Here is a 17,810-nt window from a genome sequence, read left to right on the forward strand (position 1 = left end):
GGGTAGCGCCTGCTGTACCGACACCACGGAGGGGAGCGGGACGGGGCCCCGCCCCGGGAGTGCGGCTCCGCCGCGCGGGGACCGCGCCGCACGTCCCCTCGGTGTCAGGTTCGGCGGCGGGCGTCGTCCAGGTATCTCAGGACCGCTGCGACCCGGCGGTCCACCTGGTCGGCGGGGGACAGGTCGAGCTTGGCGAAGATGCTGCGGATGTGTTTGTGGACGGCGCCGTCCGTGACGACGAGCCGCTCGGCGATGGCCCCGTTGCCCAGCCCTTCCGCCATCAGGGCGAGCACATCGCGCTCGCGCGGACTGAGCCGTTCGAGGCGGGTGTCCTGGCGGCTGCGGGTGAAGAGCTGCGCGACGACCTCCGGGTCGATGGCCGTCCCGCCGGCCGCCACCCGCCGCAGCGCGTCCAGGAACTCCTCGACCCGTCCGACCCGTTCCTTCAGCAGATAGCCGAGCCCGGTGACCCCGCCGACGAGCAGTTCCGTGGCGAAGGACTGCTCGACGTACGCGGACAGGACGAGGACCGCGAGATCGGGCCTGCGCCGCCGCGCCTCCACGGCCGCGACGATCCCCTCGTCGGTGTGGGTCGGCGGCATCCGTACGTCGAGGATGGCGACGTCGGGCTTGTGGGTGTCGATGGCGTCGAGGACGCCGTCGGCGGTGCCGGCCGTGGCCACCACGTCGAGGCCCTCGGCGCGCAGCAGCAGCGCGAGCCCCTCCCGCAGCAGCGCGTCGTCCTCGGCGATCACAATCCGCATGGCAGTTCCACCTTGAGAGTCGTCGGGCCGCCGGGCGGGCTGGCCAGTTCGAGGGTGCCGTCGTGGGCGGCGATCCGGTCGCGGATGCCGGTGAGCCCGGAACCGCCCGCCGAGTCGGCACCGCCGCGGCCGTCGTCGGTGATGTCCAGGCGCAGCCGCCCGCCCCGGCTGCGGACGGTGACCGCCGCCTGCCGCGCGCCGCTGTGCTTGGCGATGTTCGTCAACGCCTCGGCCACCACGAAGTAGGCGGTCGCCTCCACGGACGCGGCACACCGCTCGGGCGCCTCGACGTCGATGCGGCAGGGCACCGGGCAGCTCGCGGCGAGTCCGGTGAGCGCGCCGGCGAGCCCCCGGTCGGCCAGGACGGGCGGCAGGATGCCCCGGGCGACCGAGCGCAGTTCGGACAGGGCCTGCTCGGCGGCGCTCTGGGCCCGTTCGAGGAGTTCGTCGGCGCCCGACGGGTCACGGGCCACCATGCGGCGGGCCGCGCCGAGGAGCACGGTGACGGTGACGATCCGGTTCTGGGTGCCGTCGTGCAACGAGCGCTCGATGCGCCGCAGTTCGGTGGCGTGGGCGTCCAGGGCGGCCGCCCGGGTGGCGGTCAGTTCCGCGACACGCAGGGACAGGTCCGTGTCGGGCCCGGCCGCGAGGAGGATGCGGCCCGGCCGGGCCTGGAGCCGTGCCATGCCGGGGGTGAGGCCCAGGATGATGGCGGCCCAGCCGAGCCCCAGCAGTCCGGCGGCGAGCGCGTCGGCCCAGGTCTCCGCGACGCCGATGCCCAGGGACGTACTGGTCGCGCCGTCCGGCAGCAGCCGCCAGTACAGCGGGAACGCGGCGTCGCGCACGGCCAGCACCGGGAGCAGCGCGCCGGCCAGGCCGAGCAGCAGGCCCAGTGTGGCGTGCCGGACCAGCCAGCGCAGTTCGCGCCGCGTGGTCGGGTCGACGAGGGCGAGCCGCAGCCGGGTGGGTGCCGGGTCCGGGCCGATGACCTCGGGGCCCCGCCGGCCGAGCCGGTGGCGTTCGCGGCCGGCGAGGGCGTGCAGGGCACGCAGCAGCATCGGGGCCATCAGCAGTCCGACGCCCACCAGGGACGTCACGGCGGTCACGGCCGACCAGGCCAGGACGACGAGCGCCAGCAGCGCCGTCCCGAATCCGCCGACGAGCTCCTCCAGCGCGGCGACGGCCGCGCCGGCCGCCCGGACCACGGTGGTCCGGACCCCGGGCCGGCCCCCGGACCCGCTTCCGGGCCCGTTCCCCGACCCGCTCCCGGGTCCGCTCCCGCGCTCGTCCCCTCCGGTGGAGGCCGGCATCCGCCCACTCCCCTCTCCATCCCGAACGGCCCCGGCCGGACGACCGGTTCACTGTCGATCAGGAGCGTAGAGGTACAGCCTGCTGTACCCCCAGTCGGGCTGCTGGCGGGCTCGGCCGCGCGGGGTCCTGATCCGTAATTTCGGTGAGGACAGCGAGGCCCGCCCAGGGCCCGACACGGTGAGGACCCGGCGAGGGGCCTCGACGAATCCGAAGAGGGACAGCGATGACCACCACGGACCCCTACCGCCTCGACGGCGGCACCGACGGCACGGACCCGGCGGGCCAGGGCGTCACCCGCGGCGCCGTGGTGCGTACGGCACTGTGGCTGGTGCTGGTCATCAGCACCGTCGGCAACATGGCGGCCTCCTACAGCGCCGCCTCCACCCAGGTCCACCTGGTCTGCGGCGCGGTCACCGCGCTGTGCGCGACGGTGCTCGTGACCCGGCACCTGCGGGGCCGGCGATGAGCGGGATCCTCGCGGGAGCCGGCCGGCCGGCGACGGCACCGCCCGCTCCGGTCATCACCCTGGCGAACGTCAGCAAGACGTACGCGGGAGGCGTCCGCGCCCTCGACGACGTGTCGCTGACCGTGGCGCACGGCACGTTCCTCGCCGTGATGGGGCCCTCCGGCTCGGGCAAGAGCACGCTGATGCACTGCGCCGCCGGTCTCGACTCCCCCACCTCGGGGAGCATCCGCATCGGCGACCGCGAGATCAGCGGGCTCGACGAGGCCCGCCGCACCGAACTGCGCCGCGAGCACATCGGTTTCGTGTTCCAGGCGTACAACCTGATCCCCGCCCTCAGCGTCGCCGACAACATCACGCTGCCGCTGCGTCTCGCCGGGCGGGCCCCCGACCGGGAGTGGCTGCGCACGCTGGTCGAACGGGTCGGTCTCGCCGACCGGCTGTCGCACCGGCCCGCCGAGCTCTCCGGCGGCCAGCAGCAACGGGCGGCGATCGTCCGGGCGCTGGTGGCGAAGCCCGCCGTCGTCTTCGCCGACGAACCGACCGGCGCCCTGGACCTGCGCAGCGCCCACGAGGTGCTCGGCCTGCTGCGCGAGCTGGTCGACGAGCTGCGCCAGACGGTGGTGATGGTCACCCACGACCCGGCCGCCGCCGCCCAGGCGCACCACGCGCTGGTGATGGCCGACGGCCGGGTGGTCGACCGCCTCTACCGGCCCACCGCCCCCGAACTCGCCGACCGCCTCGTCAAGCTGGGAGAGGTCTAGAACCATGCTGCATCTCGCGGTCCGCATGGCCGGACACCGCATCGCCGCCCTGCTGGCGGTGGCGTGCGCGGTGCTCGGCGGCGCGGCACTGATCACCGGCACCGGGATACTCGCCGAGTCGGGGCTGCGCTCCGAGCTGCCCGCCGGGCGGCTCGCCGGCGCGGACGTCGTGGTCTCCACCGACCAGAGCTTCCACCCGGCCGGGGATCTGCCGATCGCCCTCCCGGAGCGCGGCACGGTCCCGGCCGGTCTCGTCGGCCGGCTGGCCGGGCTGCCCGGTGTCACCGCCGCGGTGGGCGACGTCAGCTTCCCGGCCGCCGTGATCGACGCCGGTGGCCGGGTCGTACCGACGCAGGACCCGCGGGCCGCCGGGCACGGCTGGTCCTCGACCAGGCTGCTCACGGATCCGGACGTGGCCGGCGCCGCACCGGCCGGCGCCGACGAGGTGGCCCTGGACCGTGCGACGGCCGAGGCCGCGGGCGTCCGGGTGGGCGACGAGGTCGAGGTCGTCGCGGCCGGCCGGTCCGCCGCCGCGTACCGCGTCACGGCGGTGGTCGGCGCCCCGGACGCCGGCATCCTCTTCGCCGACCCGACCGCGGTACGGCTGTCCGGGCGCGCCGGCGGGGAGCGCGCCGGGACCGTGGACCTGGTGGGCCTGCGCACCGAGCCCGGCGCCGAGGCCGCGGTGGCCGCCGCGGCCCGCGAGGCGATCAAGGACGCGGGCGCGGACACCGGCACCGGGAACGCGGGCACCGGCACCGGCACCGGAAACAAGGACACCGCCGCCACCCCCGGCACCGACTCCAGCACAGGAACCGGCACTGGTGCCGACTCCGGCACAGGCACCGGCACTGGCACTGGTGCGGACACCGGCACCAGCAGCGGCACCGGTGCCAAGCTGATCGCCTCCACCGGCTCCGACCGCGGCGACATCGCCTCCCCCGGCGCGGGCGCGTCCCGTTCGCTGCTGATCCTGCTCGCCGGTTCCCTCTCCGGGATCATCATGCTGATCATCGGGTTCGTGATGGCGAGCGCGCTGGCCGTGTCGATCGGCGGCCAGCGGCGCGATCTCGCCCTGATGCGGGCCGTCGGCGCGACACCCCGGCAGATCAGGCGGCTCGCGGCCACGCAGGCCACACTCGTCGCCGCCGTGGCGGCCGTACCCGGGGTGGGCCTCGGCTACCTGCTGGCCGGGCAGTTCCGGCGGATGCTGGTCGACCGCGAGGTGATCCCGGAGGCGCTGCCGCTCACGTACAGCCCGCTGCCCGCCCTCGCCGCCGTGCTGCTCCTGGGTCTCGCCGTCCAGGCGTCGGCCCGCGGCGCCGCGTGGCGCACCTCGCGCAGGCCCGCCACCGAGGCGGTCGCCGAGTCGCGCAGCGAGCCCCGTACCCCTTCCAGGCTCCGGGCCCGCGCCGGTCTGCTGCTGATCGTCGCCGCCACCACGCTGTCGGCGGTACCGCTGCTGAACCGGACGGTCCTCGGCGCGGCGGCCACCTCCATGGCCGGCATCATCGGGGCGATCGGCCTGGCCCTGGCGGGACCCGCCCTGGTCCGCGGTATCGGTGACGCGGCGGCCCGGCGGCTGCGGCCCGGCGTCTCCGCCCCGACCTGGCTCGCGGTGGCGAACATCCGCGGATACGCCCTGCGGATCTCGGGGGTCGTCAGCGCCCTCGCCATGGCGGTGGTCTTCGTCCTGACCTACACGCTGGCGCAGACGACCGTCATGAGCGCCACCGCGCAGGACACCCGTACCGGCACCCTCGCCCAGCAGCGGCTGAGCGCGCCGGGACTCGGCGGCGTACCCGCCGGCACCCTGGCCGCCGTCACGGAGACCGCCGGTGTACGGGCGGCGGCCCCGGTCGGCGACACGACGGTCGTGTGGATCCACGACATGCTCGGCGAACCACAGGCCGAGGCGGGCCCGGCGATGATCCTGACACCGGCCGCGTCGAAGGTCCTGGACCTCGGCGTGCGGGACGGCGACACGGCGCGGCTCACCGGGGACACGGTCGCCGTCAGCAGCGAGGTCGCCCGCTCCGCCGGTGTCGGCGAGCGCGTCACCCTGGTCCTCGGGGACGGCAGCCGGGTCAGGCCCGAGATCGTCGCCGTCTACGACCGCGGCCTCGGCTTCGGGCAGGTCGTCCTCTCCCGCGACCTCGCCGCGGGCCACACCACGGCCGGCCTCGACCAGAGCGTCCTCGTACGCACCGACGGCACCGACGCCGCGCGGCGCGCCCTCACCGCGCTGGCCGCGTCCCGGCCGGGGCTGGTCCTGGAACCCACCGACACCGGCGGCGGCGAGAGCCTGGGCGACGCGCCGGCGACGGTCTGGATCAACCTGGCCACCATCGTCGTGCTCCTCGGCTACCTGCTCCTCAGCATCGCCAACAAGCTGGTCGCGACGACGGCCCAACGGCGCAACGAGATCGCCGCGCTGCGCCTGAACGGCACCACGCCGCGGCAGGTCCTCTCGATGATGCGCCGCGAGGCCGCGGTCATCGGGGCCGCCGCACTGGGCACCGGGGTGCTGCTGTCCGCGATCCCTCTCGCGCTGCTCGGCATCGGCTTCCTGGACCGGCCCTGGCCCGCGGGCCCCGTGTGGCTCCTCCCCGTCGTCGCGCTGACCGTGATCTGCACGGCCTTCGTCACGGTCGAGCTCCCCACCAGGCAGGCATTGCGCACGGCCCCGGCGCACGCGCTGTCCGCCCGCGAGTAGGAGGGGCGGGGGCGCGGGTGGCGGTGAGGCGCCGCCTCACCGCCACCGCAGCTCCCCCTTCACCACTTTGCCGCTCGCGTTGCGCGGCAGCGCTCCGACGAACTCCACCGTCCTCGGCACCTTGTAGTTGGCCATCTCGCGGCGCGCCCAGGCGATCAGGTCGTCGCCGGTGAGCGCCGCGTCCGGCCGTCGTACGACGTAGGCCCTGCCGACCTCGCCGAGCCGCGCGTCCGGGACGCCGACCACGGCCACGTCCGCGACGCCGGGGTGGAGGCCCAGGAGCTGTTCTATCTCCGCCGGGTAGGCGTTGAAGCCGCCGACGACGAACATGTCCTTGATGCGGTCGGTGATCCGGAGGTTGCCGGCCTCGTCCAGGACGCCGATGTCGCCCGTGCGGAGCCAGCCGTCCGGGGTCATCGCCTCCGAGGTGGCGGGGGCGTCCTCGTAGTAGCCGCGCATCAGGGTGAAGCCGCGGACCAGGACCTCGCCCGGGGTGCCCGGGGCGACCGCCGTCCCCTCGGGGTCCACCACCTTCACCTCGGTGCCGGGGATCGCCCGGCCCGAGGTGGCCGCGATGACGTCGGGGTCGTCGCCCCGGCGGCACATGGTGACGATGCCGCTCGCCTCGGAGAGGCCGTAGGCGGTGAGGACCGTGCCCACGCCCAGTTCCGTCCGCAGCCGCTCCACCAGGCGCAGCGGCACGACGGCCGCGCCCGTCACGACCAGGCGCAGCGCGGAGAGGTCGTACGCGTCCCGGCCGGGGTGGTCCAGGAGGGACTGGTGGAGGGTGGGCGGTCCGGGGAGCACCGAGACGCGTTCCGAGGCCACGTTCGCGAGGACGGTGTCCACGGTGAAGACCGGCTGCGGGATCATCGTCGCGCCCCGCATGAGGCAGGCGATCACGCCCGCCTTGTAGCCGAAGGTGTGGAAGAAGGGGTTCACGATCAGATAGCGGTCGCCCTCGCGCAGTCCCGCCAGCTCGCACCAGACGTCGTACGCCCGCAGGGTCTGCGCGTGGGTGATCACGGCGCCCTTGGGGCGGCCCGTCGTGCCCGAGGTGAAGATGATGTCCGAGGGGTCGGAGGCGGTGAGCGCCGAGGTCCGTGCCCGCACCCGGGCCGCCTCCACCGCGTCCCCGCTCGCGAGGAAGTCCCTCCAGGTGCGGAAGCCGGCGGGGGCGTCGTCGGACAGGACCACCACCTGCTCCAGGTGCGGAAGACCCGGGAGGGGGCGGGGGCCCGGGAGACGGTTCGCGTCGTCGGCCGGCTCCTCGGCGCAGGCCCGCCGCAGTGCCGCCACGTAGGACGTCCCGAGGAACGTGCCCGTCACGAACAGCAGTTTCGCCCGGCTGCGGGACAGGACGTACGCCGCCTCCGCCCCCTTGAAGCGGGTGTTCAGCGGGACGAGGACCGCGCCCGCCGACACCGCGCCGAGCGAGGAGACGATCCAGTCCAGGGTGTTGGGCGCCCAGACGGCCACCCGGTCGCCGGGTGCCACGCCGTTCGCGACGCAGGCCGCCGCGGCGCGTTCCACCCGGGCGCCCAGCTCCGCGTACGTGACGCGTGCGCGGCCCTCGACGACCGCCTCCACGTCCGCGTACCGCTCGGCCGCCGACCGTACGAGCCCGGGGATCGTGCCCCACTCCAGGTCACCGCGCACAGCGGGCCTCCCCACCGCCGGCCGGCCGGGAACCGGCCGGTCCGCCACTAGCTGACTACCCGTCAGATTAGCGGTAGCCTGACGCTCTGTCAGCATTGCCGGGCCGGGGTGGAGGTGTGTCCATGGCGGGCGCAGGCACAGGGGCGGCGGGACTCAAGGACGCCACCGCCGTCGTCGGGATCGGCCGGACACCCTTCGCCAAGCACCTCCCCGACAGTGAACGGACCCTGGCGTGCCGGGCGATCCTGGCCGCCCTCGACGACGCGGGGATCTCCCCCGCCGAGGTCGACGCGCTGGCCTCGTACACCATGGAGGAGACCGACGAGGTCGAGGTCGCCAAGGCCGTCGGCCTCGGCGACCTCACCTTCTTCAGCAAGGTCGGCTTCGGGGGCGGCGGTTCGTGCGCCACCGTCGCGCACCTGGCGGGCGCCGTGGCCACCGGGCAGGCGACGGTCGGGGTCGCTTGGCGGTCCCGCAAGCGGGGCAGCGGGCCGAGACCGTGGCAGAACACCACGGTCCAGCTCCCCACCCCCGCCCAGTGGACCCGGCCCTTCGGCCTGCTGCGTCCCGCCGACGAGATCGCCATGCTGACCCGCCGCTACCTGCACGAGTACGGGGCGACCCGCGACCACCTCTTCAACGTCGCCCTCGCCTGCCGCAACCGGGCCAACCAGAACCCCGCGGCGATGATGTACGACAGGCCGCTCACCCGGGACATGTACATGAACGCGCGGTGGATCAGCGAACCCCTCTGCCTCTTCGACAACTGCCTGGAGACGGACGGCGCGCTGGCGTGCGTCGTCGTCTCCGCCGAGCGGGCCCGCGACTGCCGGCACCGGCCCGTGTACATCCACGCGGCCGCCCAGGGCCTGCCCGCCCAGCACCACGGGATGGTCAACTACTGGAACGACGACCCGCTGACCGGTCCCGCCTGGACGGCGGCCCGCCACCTCTGGAAGCACGCCGACCTCACTCCGGAGGACGTCGACGTCGCCCAGATCTACGACGCGTTCACGTCCCTCGTACCGCTCTCCCTGGAGGGCTACGGCTTCTGCGGCCGGGGCGAGGGCGGCGCGTTCACCGAAGGGGGCGCCCTGGAGATCGGCGGCCGGCTGCCGCTGAACACGGCCGGCGGCGGGCTCTCGGAGGCGTACGTCCACGGCTTCAACCTCATCGACGAAGGCGTCAGACAACTCCGGGGGACCAGCACCGCGCAGGTGCCCGGCGCGGCCACCTGCCTGGTCACGGCGGGCGAGGGGGTCCCGACGTCGGCCCTGCTCCTGCGCGCCTGACCCCACGGGCCCGTACCGGAGCCCCGAAGCACCGGACCGACGAAGCATCAGAGAGGGGACCCATGCTCACACCTGTCGTGGACGACGACGGCGCGCCCTTCTGGGAGTACGCCGCCCGGGGTGAACTGCGCGTCCAGGCATGCGCCGGCTGCGGCGAACTGCGGTTCCCGCCCCGGCCCTGCTGCCCGCACTGCCACTCCTTCGACAGCGAGTGGCGCCAGACGAGCGGCAGAGGACGCGTCTGGTCGTACGTGATCGCGCACCCGCCGCTGCTGCCGGACTACGCGGCCCTGGCCCCGTACGACGTGATCGTGGTCGAGCTGGCGGAGGCACCGCGTATCCGGCTCGTGGGCAACCTCGTCAGCGGCCCCGACGCCCCGCTCGGCTCGGTCCCGCGGGAGCGGATCCGCATCGGGGCGAGGGTGCAGGTGGTGTTCCCCACGGCCGGGGACGTCCGGCTGCCCCGCTGGACGCTGGAGCGGCCATGACGGTGCGGATCGACGCCGACGACCGGACGGGCGTCGCGGTCGTCACGCTCGACCGGCCGGAGCGGCTGAACGCCGTCGACCTCGCCACGGCCGCCGAACTCGCGTCCGCCTGGCGCGGGTTCCGGTTCGACGACTCCGTACGGGCCGTCGTCCTCACCGGTGCGGGCGAGCGGGCCTTCTCCACGGGCCTGGACCGCGACGCCGAGGTGCCGCAGCCCTTTTCGCCGTACATGCTGGACGATCCGCTGATCGGGATCGGGCCGAAGGCGGCCGGCCTGTGGAAGCCGGTGATCGCCGCGGTGAACGGGATGGCGTGCGGCGGCGCGTTCTATCTGCTGGGCGAGGCGGACTTCGTGATCGCCGACGAGTCGGCCACGTTCTTCGACCCGCACACGACGTACGGCATGGTCAGCGCGTACGAGTCGGTCCACCTGGCGCAGCGGGCGCCGTTCGGGGAGGTGGCCCGGATGGCACTGATGGGAACGGCCGAACGGGTCTCCGCGCGGCGGGCGTACGAGGTGGGGCTGGTGTCGGAGGTGACGGCACGGGGGCGGTCGGCCGAGGCGGCGGTCCGCTGCGCGGCGGTCATCGCGTCCTACCCGCCCGCGGCCGTGCAGGGAACGGTCCGCGCCCTCTGGTCGGCCCAGGAGGCCACCCGGTCGGCGGCCCTCTCGCAGGCCCCGCACCTGGTCGCACTCGGCAACCTGCCCACCGAGGGGCAGGCGAAGCTGTTCGCGGCACGCGGCACGCGCTTCCGGACCCGCTGACCTCCTCCGCCCCCGTCCTCGGGGGCTCCGGCGGGCCCCTGCCTGGGGGACGCCCCGGTCAGGAACGGGCGGTCCCCGTGCCCTTCTCCGCGTCCAGCGCGTACACGCAGCGGTCCTTGCTGCACGCGTACACCACCCCGTCCTTGACGACCGGGGAGCCCGTGATCTCACCCCCGGTGGCGAGCTTCCAGCGCAGGCGGCCGTCGTCCGCCTTCAGGGTGTAGAGCAGGTGGTCCGTCGAGCCGAAGTGGATCCGTCCGTCCGCCACCGCCGGCGCGCCCACCAGGTCGCCCCCCGCCTGGAAGCGCCACTTCGGCGTGCCGGTGACCGCGTCCAGGGTGTAGAGCCCCTTGCCGCTGCCCACATGGACGTGCCCGGCCGACACGAGCACCGGGTCGATGGACGAGCGGGCCTCGGTCGCGATGCGCCAGCGGTCACGGCCGTCCGTGGCGTCGAGCGCGTACACCGTGCCGAGGTAGTCGGCCAGGTACACCCCGCCGCCCGTGACGGCCGGCCCCGGCGCGAAGGTCGGCGGGCTGAGGAAGACCGCGGGCGCCTCGAAGTGCCAGCGGACGTGCCCCCCGGCGACATCGATGGCGAGGACGCGCGTCCCGGCCGACACGTACACGTACCCGTCGTCGGCCTGGGTGATCCGCACGGGCACCCCGCCGCAGGAGGCCGCGTCGCCGATGGGGTACGACCAGCGCTCCTCACCCGTACGGGCCTCCAGGGCACGCAGCCGGGCGTCCTTCCAGACGTACACCGTGCCGTCGTGGACCGCGGGGCCCGCCTCGGGCGACTCGAAGTCGGTCTGCGCGCCGGTGATCTCCCAGAGCTTCTGCCCGTTGGCGGCCTCCCACGCCTGTACGCCGCCGCCCCGGGTGCCGGTGACGACGGTGCCGCGGTCGGCCTTGAGCGAGTACACCCACGCGTCGGTCGGCAGCCGCCACAGATCGGTGCCCTCGCGGGCGTCCAGGGCGAAGAGGGTCGGTCCGTCCGAGGCGTGCACGCGGCCCCCGGCGACCGCCATCGACCAGGCGACGTCCCGCGTCTTGAAACGGCGCCGCCCGGTGGCCACGTCGAGCGCGTGCACCTCGAAGGAGGTGACGTAGACCAGGTCACCGGCGACGGCCGGCGTCCCCCACACGTCGTTCGACATACGGAACCGCCACGGCCGCCAGGCCGCGCCGTCCGGCCCCGCGGCGGGCGCGGGTACGGGGACGGGACCGGGCCCCGCCGAGTCCGCGCCGTTCACGCCGGGCCGCGGCCGGGACCAGGAGGCCGCGAGCCCGGCCTCCGGGGGAGGCGCCTTCACGGCGGCCGCGCGGGCGTCGGCGACGCGCGGGCCGGGCCCGATCGGCACCTGGGCGCCGGCGAGGCGTACGGGACCGGCGTCGGGCGCGCCCCCGTGCCGGCCGACGCCCGCGCCGACCGGCACGGCGGGCCTGGGCGGCATGGGCGGGTCGTGGGGCGGCGGGGGCGGCACCACGGCCGCCCCGCGTCCGCCGCTGCGCCCGGACGGCGGCTTCGGGGCCGCCCGGCCGCCGCGCCGCGTCTCGATCAGGCTGACGGCCCGCTCGGGCAGCCACGCGGACGCCGTACCGCTGTCGTCGGAGCCGGAGCCGAAGAGGTGGGGGGCCAGCTGGGCCTGGAGGTCCGCCGGGTTGGGGCGGGCCGTCGCGTCCATCTGCATGCAGGACTCGATCAGCGGGCGCAGCTCGTCCGGGAGCCCTTCGAGGTTCGGGCCCTCCCTGAGCAGCATGAAGACGGTCTCGACGGGGTTCGCGCCGTGGTAGGGCGCATGACCGGTGGCGGCGAAGACGAGCATCGAGGCGAGCGAGAAGACATCGCTCGCGCCGGTCACACTGCGGGAGTCCTTCGCCTGCTCGGGTGACATGTACGCGGGAGTACCGACGGCGACGTTCGTCATCGTCAGACGGGTGTTCGACACCCCGGAGGCGATACCGAAGTCGATGACGCGCGGCCCGTCCTCGACGACGAGGACGTTCGACGGCTTCAGGTCGCGGTGGACGAGACCGGCGCCGTGGATGGACTGCAGCGCCTCGGCGACACCCGCCGCGAGCCAGCGGACCGCCTGGGCCGGCAGCGGCCCGCACTCGGTCACTATCTCTTCGAGGGAGGGCGCCGGCACGTACGCGGTGGCCAGCCAGGGCACGGCGGCACGCGCGTCGGCGTCGACCACGGCGGCCGTGTAGAAGCCGGACACGGCACGGGCCGCCTCGACCTCGCGCGAGAAGCGGACGCGGAACAGCTGGTCCTCGGCGAGCTCGGTCCTGACCGTCTTGATCGCCACCCGCCGGCCCGAGGCCGAGCGCGCGAGATAGACCAGCCCCATGCCGCCGGCGCCCAGCCGTCCCAGCACCTCGAACGGCCCGATCCGCCGCGGATCGTGCTGTGTCAGCTGATCCACCACTTGCCTGCACCTCCCCGTACGCGGCCGCGCTTCCAGCCACCGCTCCTGCCGCAGCTCCGGCCACTGCGCAGCGTCTCACCACCGAACCGATCCGGCGGCACGCACCCCGATTCTTCCTGGCCGAGGCTCCGGTTGCGAACCCGGGACCGATTCGGGATGTCTACCGCCATTACCGGGCAAACATCTCAGTGCCGCCTTGCTTTCCGCCGTCGGCCGGTACTTTTTCGGCGCCTTTCAGAGCATGTCGTACGGGTTTCAGCCCTGGAGCATCGCCCGTTTCCACGGCGGAGAAACCTGAAATTCCGGCCTCAGGCGGCTTCCCGGCGCTGGAGGAGCGCGAAGGACGCGCCCTGATCGTCACTGACGACGGCCACCCGCCCGTACGACGCGTCGAAGGGCGGCGTCCGGACCCGGCCGCCGAGCCGGGTCACCTCGGTGAGTACGGCCTCGCAGTCCCGCACGCCGAAGTGCACGAGGAAGTGGGGCGGCATCTCGGCGGGGAAGACGTCGGTGACCGGGGCGCGGCCGAATTCCCGGGGGACGCCGGGCCCGAGGAGGGCCTCGCGGAACAGGCCGGGGTAGAAGGCGTCGGCGGTCGCGGTGTCCCGCGCGTACAGCTCGACCCAGCTGAAGGTGCCCGGTCCGCGCCGTGCGCCGAAACCGGGATGCGTACCGGCCTGCCAGAGTCCGAACACCGCGTCCTCGGGGTCGGCGGCGAGGGCGCCGGTCCCGTACGGGCCCACCGGCACGGGTGCCGTGACGATCTGGCCGCCTCCCTTGCGGATCCGGTCGGCCATGTCCCGGGCGTCCGGCGTGGCGAAGTAGACCGTCCACACGGTGGGCATCCGGCCGTCCCGCTTCGGCACCAGGGCCGCGACGGGTTCGCCCTCCAGATACGCCCGTACGGCACCCGCGTACGGGCCGTCCGCCCCCTGCCCCTCCTCGGACGGCTCGAAGGTCCACCCGAAGAGTCCCCCGTAGAAACGCCTGCCCGCCTCGACGTCCGGGAGCTGGGCGTCGATCCAGCAGGGGACGCCCTCGACGAACGCGGCAGAGCCTTCAGATCCAGCCATGCGGCCAAGCTAGCGGTGTTCCCCGCATCCCGCAGAGCGGGCGCCCCGCCCGCCCCGTGGGTCCCCGCACCCCATTTGCAGTCGGCCGAATAGCGCTCCGATCACCCCTCGGTAAGCTGACGGCATGACAGGACAAGTGCGTACCGTCGACGGCCGTGTGGCCGGTCGGCGCGGGCAGGCGACGCGGCAGAAGCTGCTCGACTGCCTCAGCGAGATGCTCAGCTCCTCGCCCTACCGCGACGTCAAAGTCATCGACGTCGCGCGGAAGGCGGGCACCTCACCGGCGACCTTCTACCAGTACTTCCCGGACGTCGAGGGGGCCGTCCTGGAGATCGCCGAGCGCATGGCGGCGGAGGGCGCGGGGCTGACCGAACTCCTCGAAGGACGCTCCTGGGTGGGCAAGGCCGGCTGGCAGACCTCGCAGGAACTCGTGGACGGGTTCCTGGAGTTCTGGCGCAAAAACGACGCCATCCTCCGCGTCGTCGACCTGGGCGCCGCCGAGGGCGACAAACGCTTCTACAAGATCCGCATGAAGATCCTGAACTCCGTGAACAACTCCCTCACCGACACGGTCAAGGAGCTCCAGGCGAAGGGCAAGGTCGACAAGGACGTCAACCCCGCGGCCATGGCGGGTTCCCTCGTGGCGATGCTCGCGGCGGTGGCCTCGCACCAGAAGGGCTTCCAGACCTGGGGCGTCAAGCAGGCCGAACTCAGGCCGAACCTGGCGCTGTTGGTGCACCTGGGCGTGACCGGCAGGAAGCCGACGAGGTAACTCGCACGCACGTCCTCGGGCACACGTCCTGTCACACAGGCGGCAGTTCACCTCGGTGGGCTGCCGCTTGTCGCTTCCCCGTACCCCCTCACCTCCGTACGAGCCGGAACAGCCGGATCTCCCGGTCCACCCGTGCCTGGTACGTCGCGTACGGCGGCCAGAACTCCAGCAGCGCCCGCCACGCCGCGTCCCGTTCCGCGCCGCGCAGCAGCCGGGCGGTCACCGGGACGTCCCGGCCCTTCCAGTTGATCACCGCCTCGGGGTGGGCGAGCAGGTTGCCGGTCCAGGCGGGATGGTCCTCGCGCCCGAAGTTGGACCCGGCCACCACCCAGCTCCCGGGCGCCCCCTCGCCCGTTCGCTCCTGAGGCAGGCAGGCGAGCGGCGTACGCCTGGGCAGCCCGCTCCGCGCGCCCCGCGCCGTGAGGACGACACCGGGCAGCAGCTGGGCGCTGAGCAGCACCTTTCCGCCGGTGAGCCGGTGCACGGCACGGTCGAGGGCCGGCACGACACGGGGTGCGACCTTCGCGAAGCCCCGCGTCGAGGACACCCGCCGCACCAGCCGCACACCCGGGTTCGGGGCGGGCGGGGTCATCGGACGGCCACCTCCCCGCCGCCGAACAGCCGGGCCTCCTCGGCCGCGTGCGCGCGCAACCGGTGCACGGGGCCGAAGAGCAGCTCGTCGCCGGCCGCCCGTTTGAAGTACAGGTGCGCCTCGTGCTCCCAGGTGAACCCGATCCCGCCGTGCAGCTGGACGGCGTCGGACGCGGTGGTGCGCAGCGCCTCCAGGGCCTGCGCGAGCGCGAGCCCGCCCGCTCTCTCCCTGCCCTCGGCGGCCGCCCAGGCCGCGTAGCAGGCGGCCGAACGCGCGGCCTGGACCTGTACGTACAGGTCGGCCAGGCGGTGCTGCACCGCCTGGAACGACCCGATGGCCCGCCCGAACTGCTCGCGCCGCTTGACGTACTCCACGGTCCGTTCCAGTACGCGGTCGGCGGCGCCGACGGCCTCCGCGGCGAGGACGGCCGCGGCCCGGTCCCCCACGGCGGCGAGCACGCGGGCGACCTCGGCGCCCTCCTCGTCGCCCAGCACCTCGGCACCGGTCTCCCGGAACTGCACGCGGGCCCGCGGCCGCGTCTCGTCGAGGGAGGTCTGCCGTACGCGCGTCGCCCCGTCCCCGACCAGGAAGAAGAGGGTGCGTGAGCGGGCGAAGCCCCCGGTGTGCGCGGCGACGACCAGCAGGTCCGCGCTGTGCCCGTCGAGCACCTGGTCGGCCTGCCCGTACAGCCGCCATCCGCCGTCGGCCCGCCGCGCCTGTACGCCGCCCGAGCGCCCGCCGCCCGCCCACTCCCCCCGGTTGTCGCCGGTGAGCCCGAGCGCGGTGGTCAGCCCGGCACCCGGCACGGCGAGAGCGGCCGTGAGGCCGCCGGAGGCGATACGGGGCAGCAGCGCGGCCCGCTGGTCCGGGCTGCCGAGAGCGAGCACGACCGGTGCGCTCAGGACGGCGGTCGCGAGGAGCGGCGAGGGCGCGAGGGCGCGCCCCAGTTCCTCCGCGGCCAGGGCGAGTTCGGTCGTGGTGCACCCCGCTCCCCCGTACACCTCGGGGAGTGCGAGCCCGGGGAGGCCGAGCTGCTGGGCCAGTGACTCCCAGAGCGCGGGGTCGTGGCCGTCCGCGGTCCGTACGGCGGCCCTGACGTCCTCCGGGCCGCACCGCTTGAGGAGCAGCTCACGCAGGGTGCGGCGGATGTCGTCCTGTTCCGCGGTGAAGGTGGCGTCCATCGGCGGGCTCCTCCCCGGGCCGGGTGTCCCCGACGGCCGGTCCCTGATCTGACGGGCCGTCATGTTAGAGCGGCAACCGGCAGATGCACAGGCCCCGGACGCCACGACACCCCGGCGCCGTCCGCCACCATCTGATGTACCGTCAGTTTCTATGACTCAGGGGCGCAAGGTGGCGGTCGTCGGTGTGGCCCTCGCGGACTGCGGACGCCTGGACGGGGTGACGCCGTACGCGCTGCACGCCCAGGCCGCCCGCCGGGCCCTGGCCGACTCGGGCCTGGACCGGTCGGTGATCGACGGCTTCGCCTCGGCGGGCCTCGGCACCCTGGCACCGGCCGAGGTGGCGGAGTACCTCGGTCTGCGGCCGACCTGGGTCGACTCGACCTCCGTCGGGGGGTCGACGTGGGAGGTCATGGCGGCCCACGCGGCGGACGCGATCGCCGCGGGCCACGCCGACGTGGTCCTGCTGGCGTACGGGTCCACCGCCCGCGCGGACATCAGGGCGGGGCGCCGCACGGGCGACCTGTCGTTCGGAGCGCGCGGGCCGCTGCAGTTCGAGGTGCCGTACGGTCACACGCTGATCGCCAAGTACGCGATGGCCGCACGCCGCCACATGCACGAATACGGCACCACGGTCGAGCAGTTGGCGTCGGTGGCGGTGCGGGCGCGGGCGAACGCGGCGCGCAACCCGGACGCGATGTTCCGCGAGCCGGTCACCGTCGACGACGTGCTGTCGGGCCCGATGATCGCGGACCCCTTCACCAAGCTGCACTGCTGCGTGCGGTCCGACGGCGGGGCGGCGGTGCTGCTGGCGGCGGAGGAGTACGTACGGGACTGCCGTACGCCTCCCGTCTGGGTCCTCGGCACCGGTGAGCACGTCTCGCACACGACGATGTCCGAGTGGCCGGACTTCACGGTGTCGCCCGCGGCGGTGAGCGGCCGGATCGCGTTCGCCCGGGCGGGGGTGGAACCGCGGGACGTGGACGTGGCGGAGGTGTACGACGCCTTCACGTACATGACGCTCGTGACGCTGGAGGACCTCGGCTTCTGCGGGAAGGGGGAGGGCGGGGCGTTCGTGACGGAGGGGCGGTTGCCGGTCAACACGGACGGGGGTGGGCTGTCGGCGCAGCACCCCGGGATGCGGGGGTTGTTCCTGCTCGTCGAGGCGGTGCGGCAGCTGCGGGGGGAGGCCGGGGCCCGCCAGGTCCACCGCCCCGACGGCCGGGGGCCGGCGCTGGCGGTGGCGTCGGGCACGGGGGGTTGGTTCTGCTCGTCGGCAACGCTGGTACTGGGCCGGTAGCCGCTCCCCGCCGGGGGGTGGGGGTTGCGGCCCGCTGCCGACCACCGGCCGCCGTGGGCCGCTCGCGCAGTTCCCCGCGCCCCTGAGGAAGTGAGGGTTTCGGCGCGTTGTCGGCTGCCGGCCGCCGTGGGTTGCTCGCGCAGTTCCCCGCGCCCCTTACGGGGCGGTCCGGTGGTGAGGGGGTGGGGTGGGATGTGTGGTCGCAGCGTACGACGACTCCCACCCGCCTTCCGGCAG

15 protein-coding genes are annotated in these 17,810 nt (G+C 74.4%); 8 read left to right on the forward strand and 7 right to left on the reverse strand.

Annotation, left to right across the window (positions count from 1 at the left end; all coding sequences use genetic code 11):
• Nucleotides 1–104: 104 nt before the first annotated feature.
• Both ACFYXC_RS12365 and ACFYXC_RS12370 read right to left on the reverse strand, forming a co-directional pair.
• On the reverse strand, nucleotides 105–764 hold the full coding sequence (locus tag ACFYXC_RS12365) for a response regulator (RefSeq protein ID WP_388913362.1): 660 nt from the start codon (nucleotides 762–764) through the stop codon (nucleotides 105–107).
• On the reverse strand, nucleotides 752–1,969 hold the full coding sequence (locus ACFYXC_RS12370) for a sensor histidine kinase (protein ID WP_389549927.1): 1,218 nt from the start codon (nucleotides 1,967–1,969) through the stop codon (nucleotides 752–754). The genes ACFYXC_RS12365 and ACFYXC_RS12370 overlap by 13 nt, the downstream gene beginning before the upstream one ends.
• A gap of 329 nt (nucleotides 1,970–2,298) precedes the next feature.
• Here ACFYXC_RS12370 and ACFYXC_RS12375 point away from each other — a divergent pair, with 329 nt between their 5' ends.
• From ACFYXC_RS12375 to ACFYXC_RS12385, 3 genes are read left to right on the forward strand one after another with little or no spacing between them, the layout of a single operon-like run.
• Entirely contained in the window at nucleotides 2,299–2,541 is a 243-nt protein-coding gene (locus tag ACFYXC_RS12375; protein WP_388913356.1) for a hypothetical protein, read from the forward strand.
• Entirely contained in the window at nucleotides 2,538–3,302 is a 765-nt protein-coding gene (locus ACFYXC_RS12380; RefSeq protein ID WP_389549930.1) for an ABC transporter ATP-binding protein, read from the forward strand. The genes ACFYXC_RS12375 and ACFYXC_RS12380 overlap by 4 nt, the downstream gene beginning before the upstream one ends.
• Nucleotides 3,303–3,306: 4 nt before the next feature.
• On the forward strand, nucleotides 3,307–6,018 hold the full coding sequence (locus ACFYXC_RS12385; RefSeq protein WP_389549933.1) for an FtsX-like permease family protein: 2,712 nt from the start codon (nucleotides 3,307–3,309) through the stop codon (nucleotides 6,016–6,018).
• 36 nt (nucleotides 6,019–6,054) lie between these two features.
• Here the strand turns inward: ACFYXC_RS12385 and ACFYXC_RS12390 are convergent, their stop codons facing one another.
• Complete coding sequence (locus tag ACFYXC_RS12390; RefSeq protein WP_389549936.1) at nucleotides 6,055–7,677, reverse strand: FadD3 family acyl-CoA ligase; 1,623 nt, start codon at nucleotides 7,675–7,677, stop codon at nucleotides 6,055–6,057.
• A gap of 122 nt (nucleotides 7,678–7,799) precedes the next feature.
• Between ACFYXC_RS12390 and ACFYXC_RS12395 the strand changes: the two genes are divergently transcribed.
• From ACFYXC_RS12395 to ACFYXC_RS12405, 3 genes are all read left to right on the forward strand, one after another.
• Nucleotides 7,800–8,969 carry a lipid-transfer protein gene (locus ACFYXC_RS12395; protein ID WP_389549939.1) on the forward strand — a complete coding sequence of 390 codons (1,170 nt, stop codon included), beginning with the start codon at nucleotides 7,800–7,802 and terminating at the stop codon, nucleotides 8,967–8,969.
• A 62-nt stretch (nucleotides 8,970–9,031) separates the two neighbouring features.
• Complete coding sequence (locus tag ACFYXC_RS12400; RefSeq protein ID WP_389549941.1) at nucleotides 9,032–9,457, forward strand: Zn-ribbon domain-containing OB-fold protein; 426 nt, start codon at nucleotides 9,032–9,034, stop codon at nucleotides 9,455–9,457.
• A complete protein-coding gene (locus ACFYXC_RS12405; protein WP_389549944.1) occupies nucleotides 9,454–10,224 on the forward strand; it encodes an enoyl-CoA hydratase/isomerase family protein in 771 nt (256 codons plus the stop codon). The genes ACFYXC_RS12400 and ACFYXC_RS12405 overlap by 4 nt, the downstream gene beginning before the upstream one ends.
• 58 nt (nucleotides 10,225–10,282) lie before the next feature.
• On the opposite strand, the gene ACFYXC_RS12410 is transcribed toward ACFYXC_RS12405, so the two are convergent.
• Together ACFYXC_RS12410 and ACFYXC_RS12415 are read right to left on the reverse strand one after the other, a co-directional pair.
• A complete protein-coding gene (locus ACFYXC_RS12410) occupies nucleotides 10,283–12,658 on the reverse strand; it encodes a PQQ-binding-like beta-propeller repeat protein (RefSeq protein ID WP_389549947.1) in 2,376 nt (791 codons plus the stop codon).
• Between the two features lie 308 nt (nucleotides 12,659–12,966).
• Entirely contained in the window at nucleotides 12,967–13,731 is a 765-nt protein-coding gene (locus ACFYXC_RS12415; protein WP_388913332.1) for a VOC family protein, read from the reverse strand.
• Between the two features lie 136 nt (nucleotides 13,732–13,867).
• Between ACFYXC_RS12415 and ACFYXC_RS12420 the strand changes: the two genes are divergently transcribed.
• The gene (locus ACFYXC_RS12420) at nucleotides 13,868–14,503 is read left to right on the forward strand and encodes a TetR family transcriptional regulator (RefSeq protein ID WP_388913581.1); all 636 of its coding nucleotides are present in this window, start codon (nucleotides 13,868–13,870) and stop codon (nucleotides 14,501–14,503) included.
• A gap of 88 nt (nucleotides 14,504–14,591) precedes the next feature.
• Here the strand turns inward: ACFYXC_RS12420 and ACFYXC_RS12425 are convergent, their stop codons facing one another.
• Both ACFYXC_RS12425 and ACFYXC_RS12430 read right to left on the reverse strand, forming a co-directional pair.
• On the reverse strand, nucleotides 14,592–15,095 hold the full coding sequence (locus ACFYXC_RS12425) for a nitroreductase family deazaflavin-dependent oxidoreductase (protein ID WP_389549950.1): 504 nt from the start codon (nucleotides 15,093–15,095) through the stop codon (nucleotides 14,592–14,594).
• Nucleotides 15,092–16,276: an acyl-CoA dehydrogenase family protein gene (locus ACFYXC_RS12430; RefSeq protein ID WP_389549953.1), complete on the reverse strand. Its 1,185-nt coding sequence runs from the start codon at nucleotides 16,274–16,276 to the stop codon at nucleotides 15,092–15,094. The genes ACFYXC_RS12425 and ACFYXC_RS12430 overlap by 4 nt, the downstream gene beginning before the upstream one ends.
• 151 nt (nucleotides 16,277–16,427) lie before the next feature.
• Between ACFYXC_RS12430 and ACFYXC_RS12435 the strand changes: the two genes are divergently transcribed.
• On the forward strand, nucleotides 16,428–17,573 hold the full coding sequence (locus tag ACFYXC_RS12435) for an acetyl-CoA acetyltransferase (RefSeq protein ID WP_389549956.1): 1,146 nt from the start codon (nucleotides 16,428–16,430) through the stop codon (nucleotides 17,571–17,573).
• The last annotated feature ends 237 nt before the right edge of the window (nucleotides 17,574–17,810 follow it).

This window comes from Streptomyces sp. NPDC002701 (genome assembly GCF_042889045.1).
Lineage (GTDB): Bacteria > Actinomycetota > Actinomycetes > Streptomycetales > Streptomycetaceae > Streptomyces.

Bases quoted from the DNA above. Each gene is read 5' to 3' on its own strand.
- ACFYXC_RS12365 (WP_388913362.1), bottom strand. From the start codon at position 764: ATGCGGATTGTGATCGCCGAGGACGACGCGCTGCTGCGGGAGGGGCTC.
- ACFYXC_RS12375 (WP_388913356.1), top strand. From the start codon at position 2,299: ATGACCACCACGGACCCCTACCGCCTCGACGGCGGCACCGACGGCACG.
- ACFYXC_RS12380 (WP_389549930.1), top strand. From the start codon at position 2,538: ATGAGCGGGATCCTCGCGGGAGCCGGCCGGCCGGCGACGGCACCGCCC.
- ACFYXC_RS12385 (WP_389549933.1), top strand. From the start codon at position 3,307: ATGCTGCATCTCGCGGTCCGCATGGCCGGACACCGCATCGCCGCCCTG.
- ACFYXC_RS12395 (WP_389549939.1), top strand. From the start codon at position 7,800: ATGGCGGGCGCAGGCACAGGGGCGGCGGGACTCAAGGACGCCACCGCC.
- ACFYXC_RS12400 (WP_389549941.1), top strand. From the start codon at position 9,032: ATGCTCACACCTGTCGTGGACGACGACGGCGCGCCCTTCTGGGAGTAC.
- ACFYXC_RS12405 (WP_389549944.1), top strand. From the start codon at position 9,454: ATGACGGTGCGGATCGACGCCGACGACCGGACGGGCGTCGCGGTCGTC.
- ACFYXC_RS12415 (WP_388913332.1), bottom strand. From the start codon at position 13,731: ATGGCTGGATCTGAAGGCTCTGCCGCGTTCGTCGAGGGCGTCCCCTGC.
- ACFYXC_RS12425 (WP_389549950.1), bottom strand. From the start codon at position 15,095: ATGACCCCGCCCGCCCCGAACCCGGGTGTGCGGCTGGTGCGGCGGGTG.
- ACFYXC_RS12430 (WP_389549953.1), bottom strand. From the start codon at position 16,276: ATGGACGCCACCTTCACCGCGGAACAGGACGACATCCGCCGCACCCTG.
- ACFYXC_RS12435 (WP_389549956.1), top strand. From the start codon at position 16,428: ATGACTCAGGGGCGCAAGGTGGCGGTCGTCGGTGTGGCCCTCGCGGAC.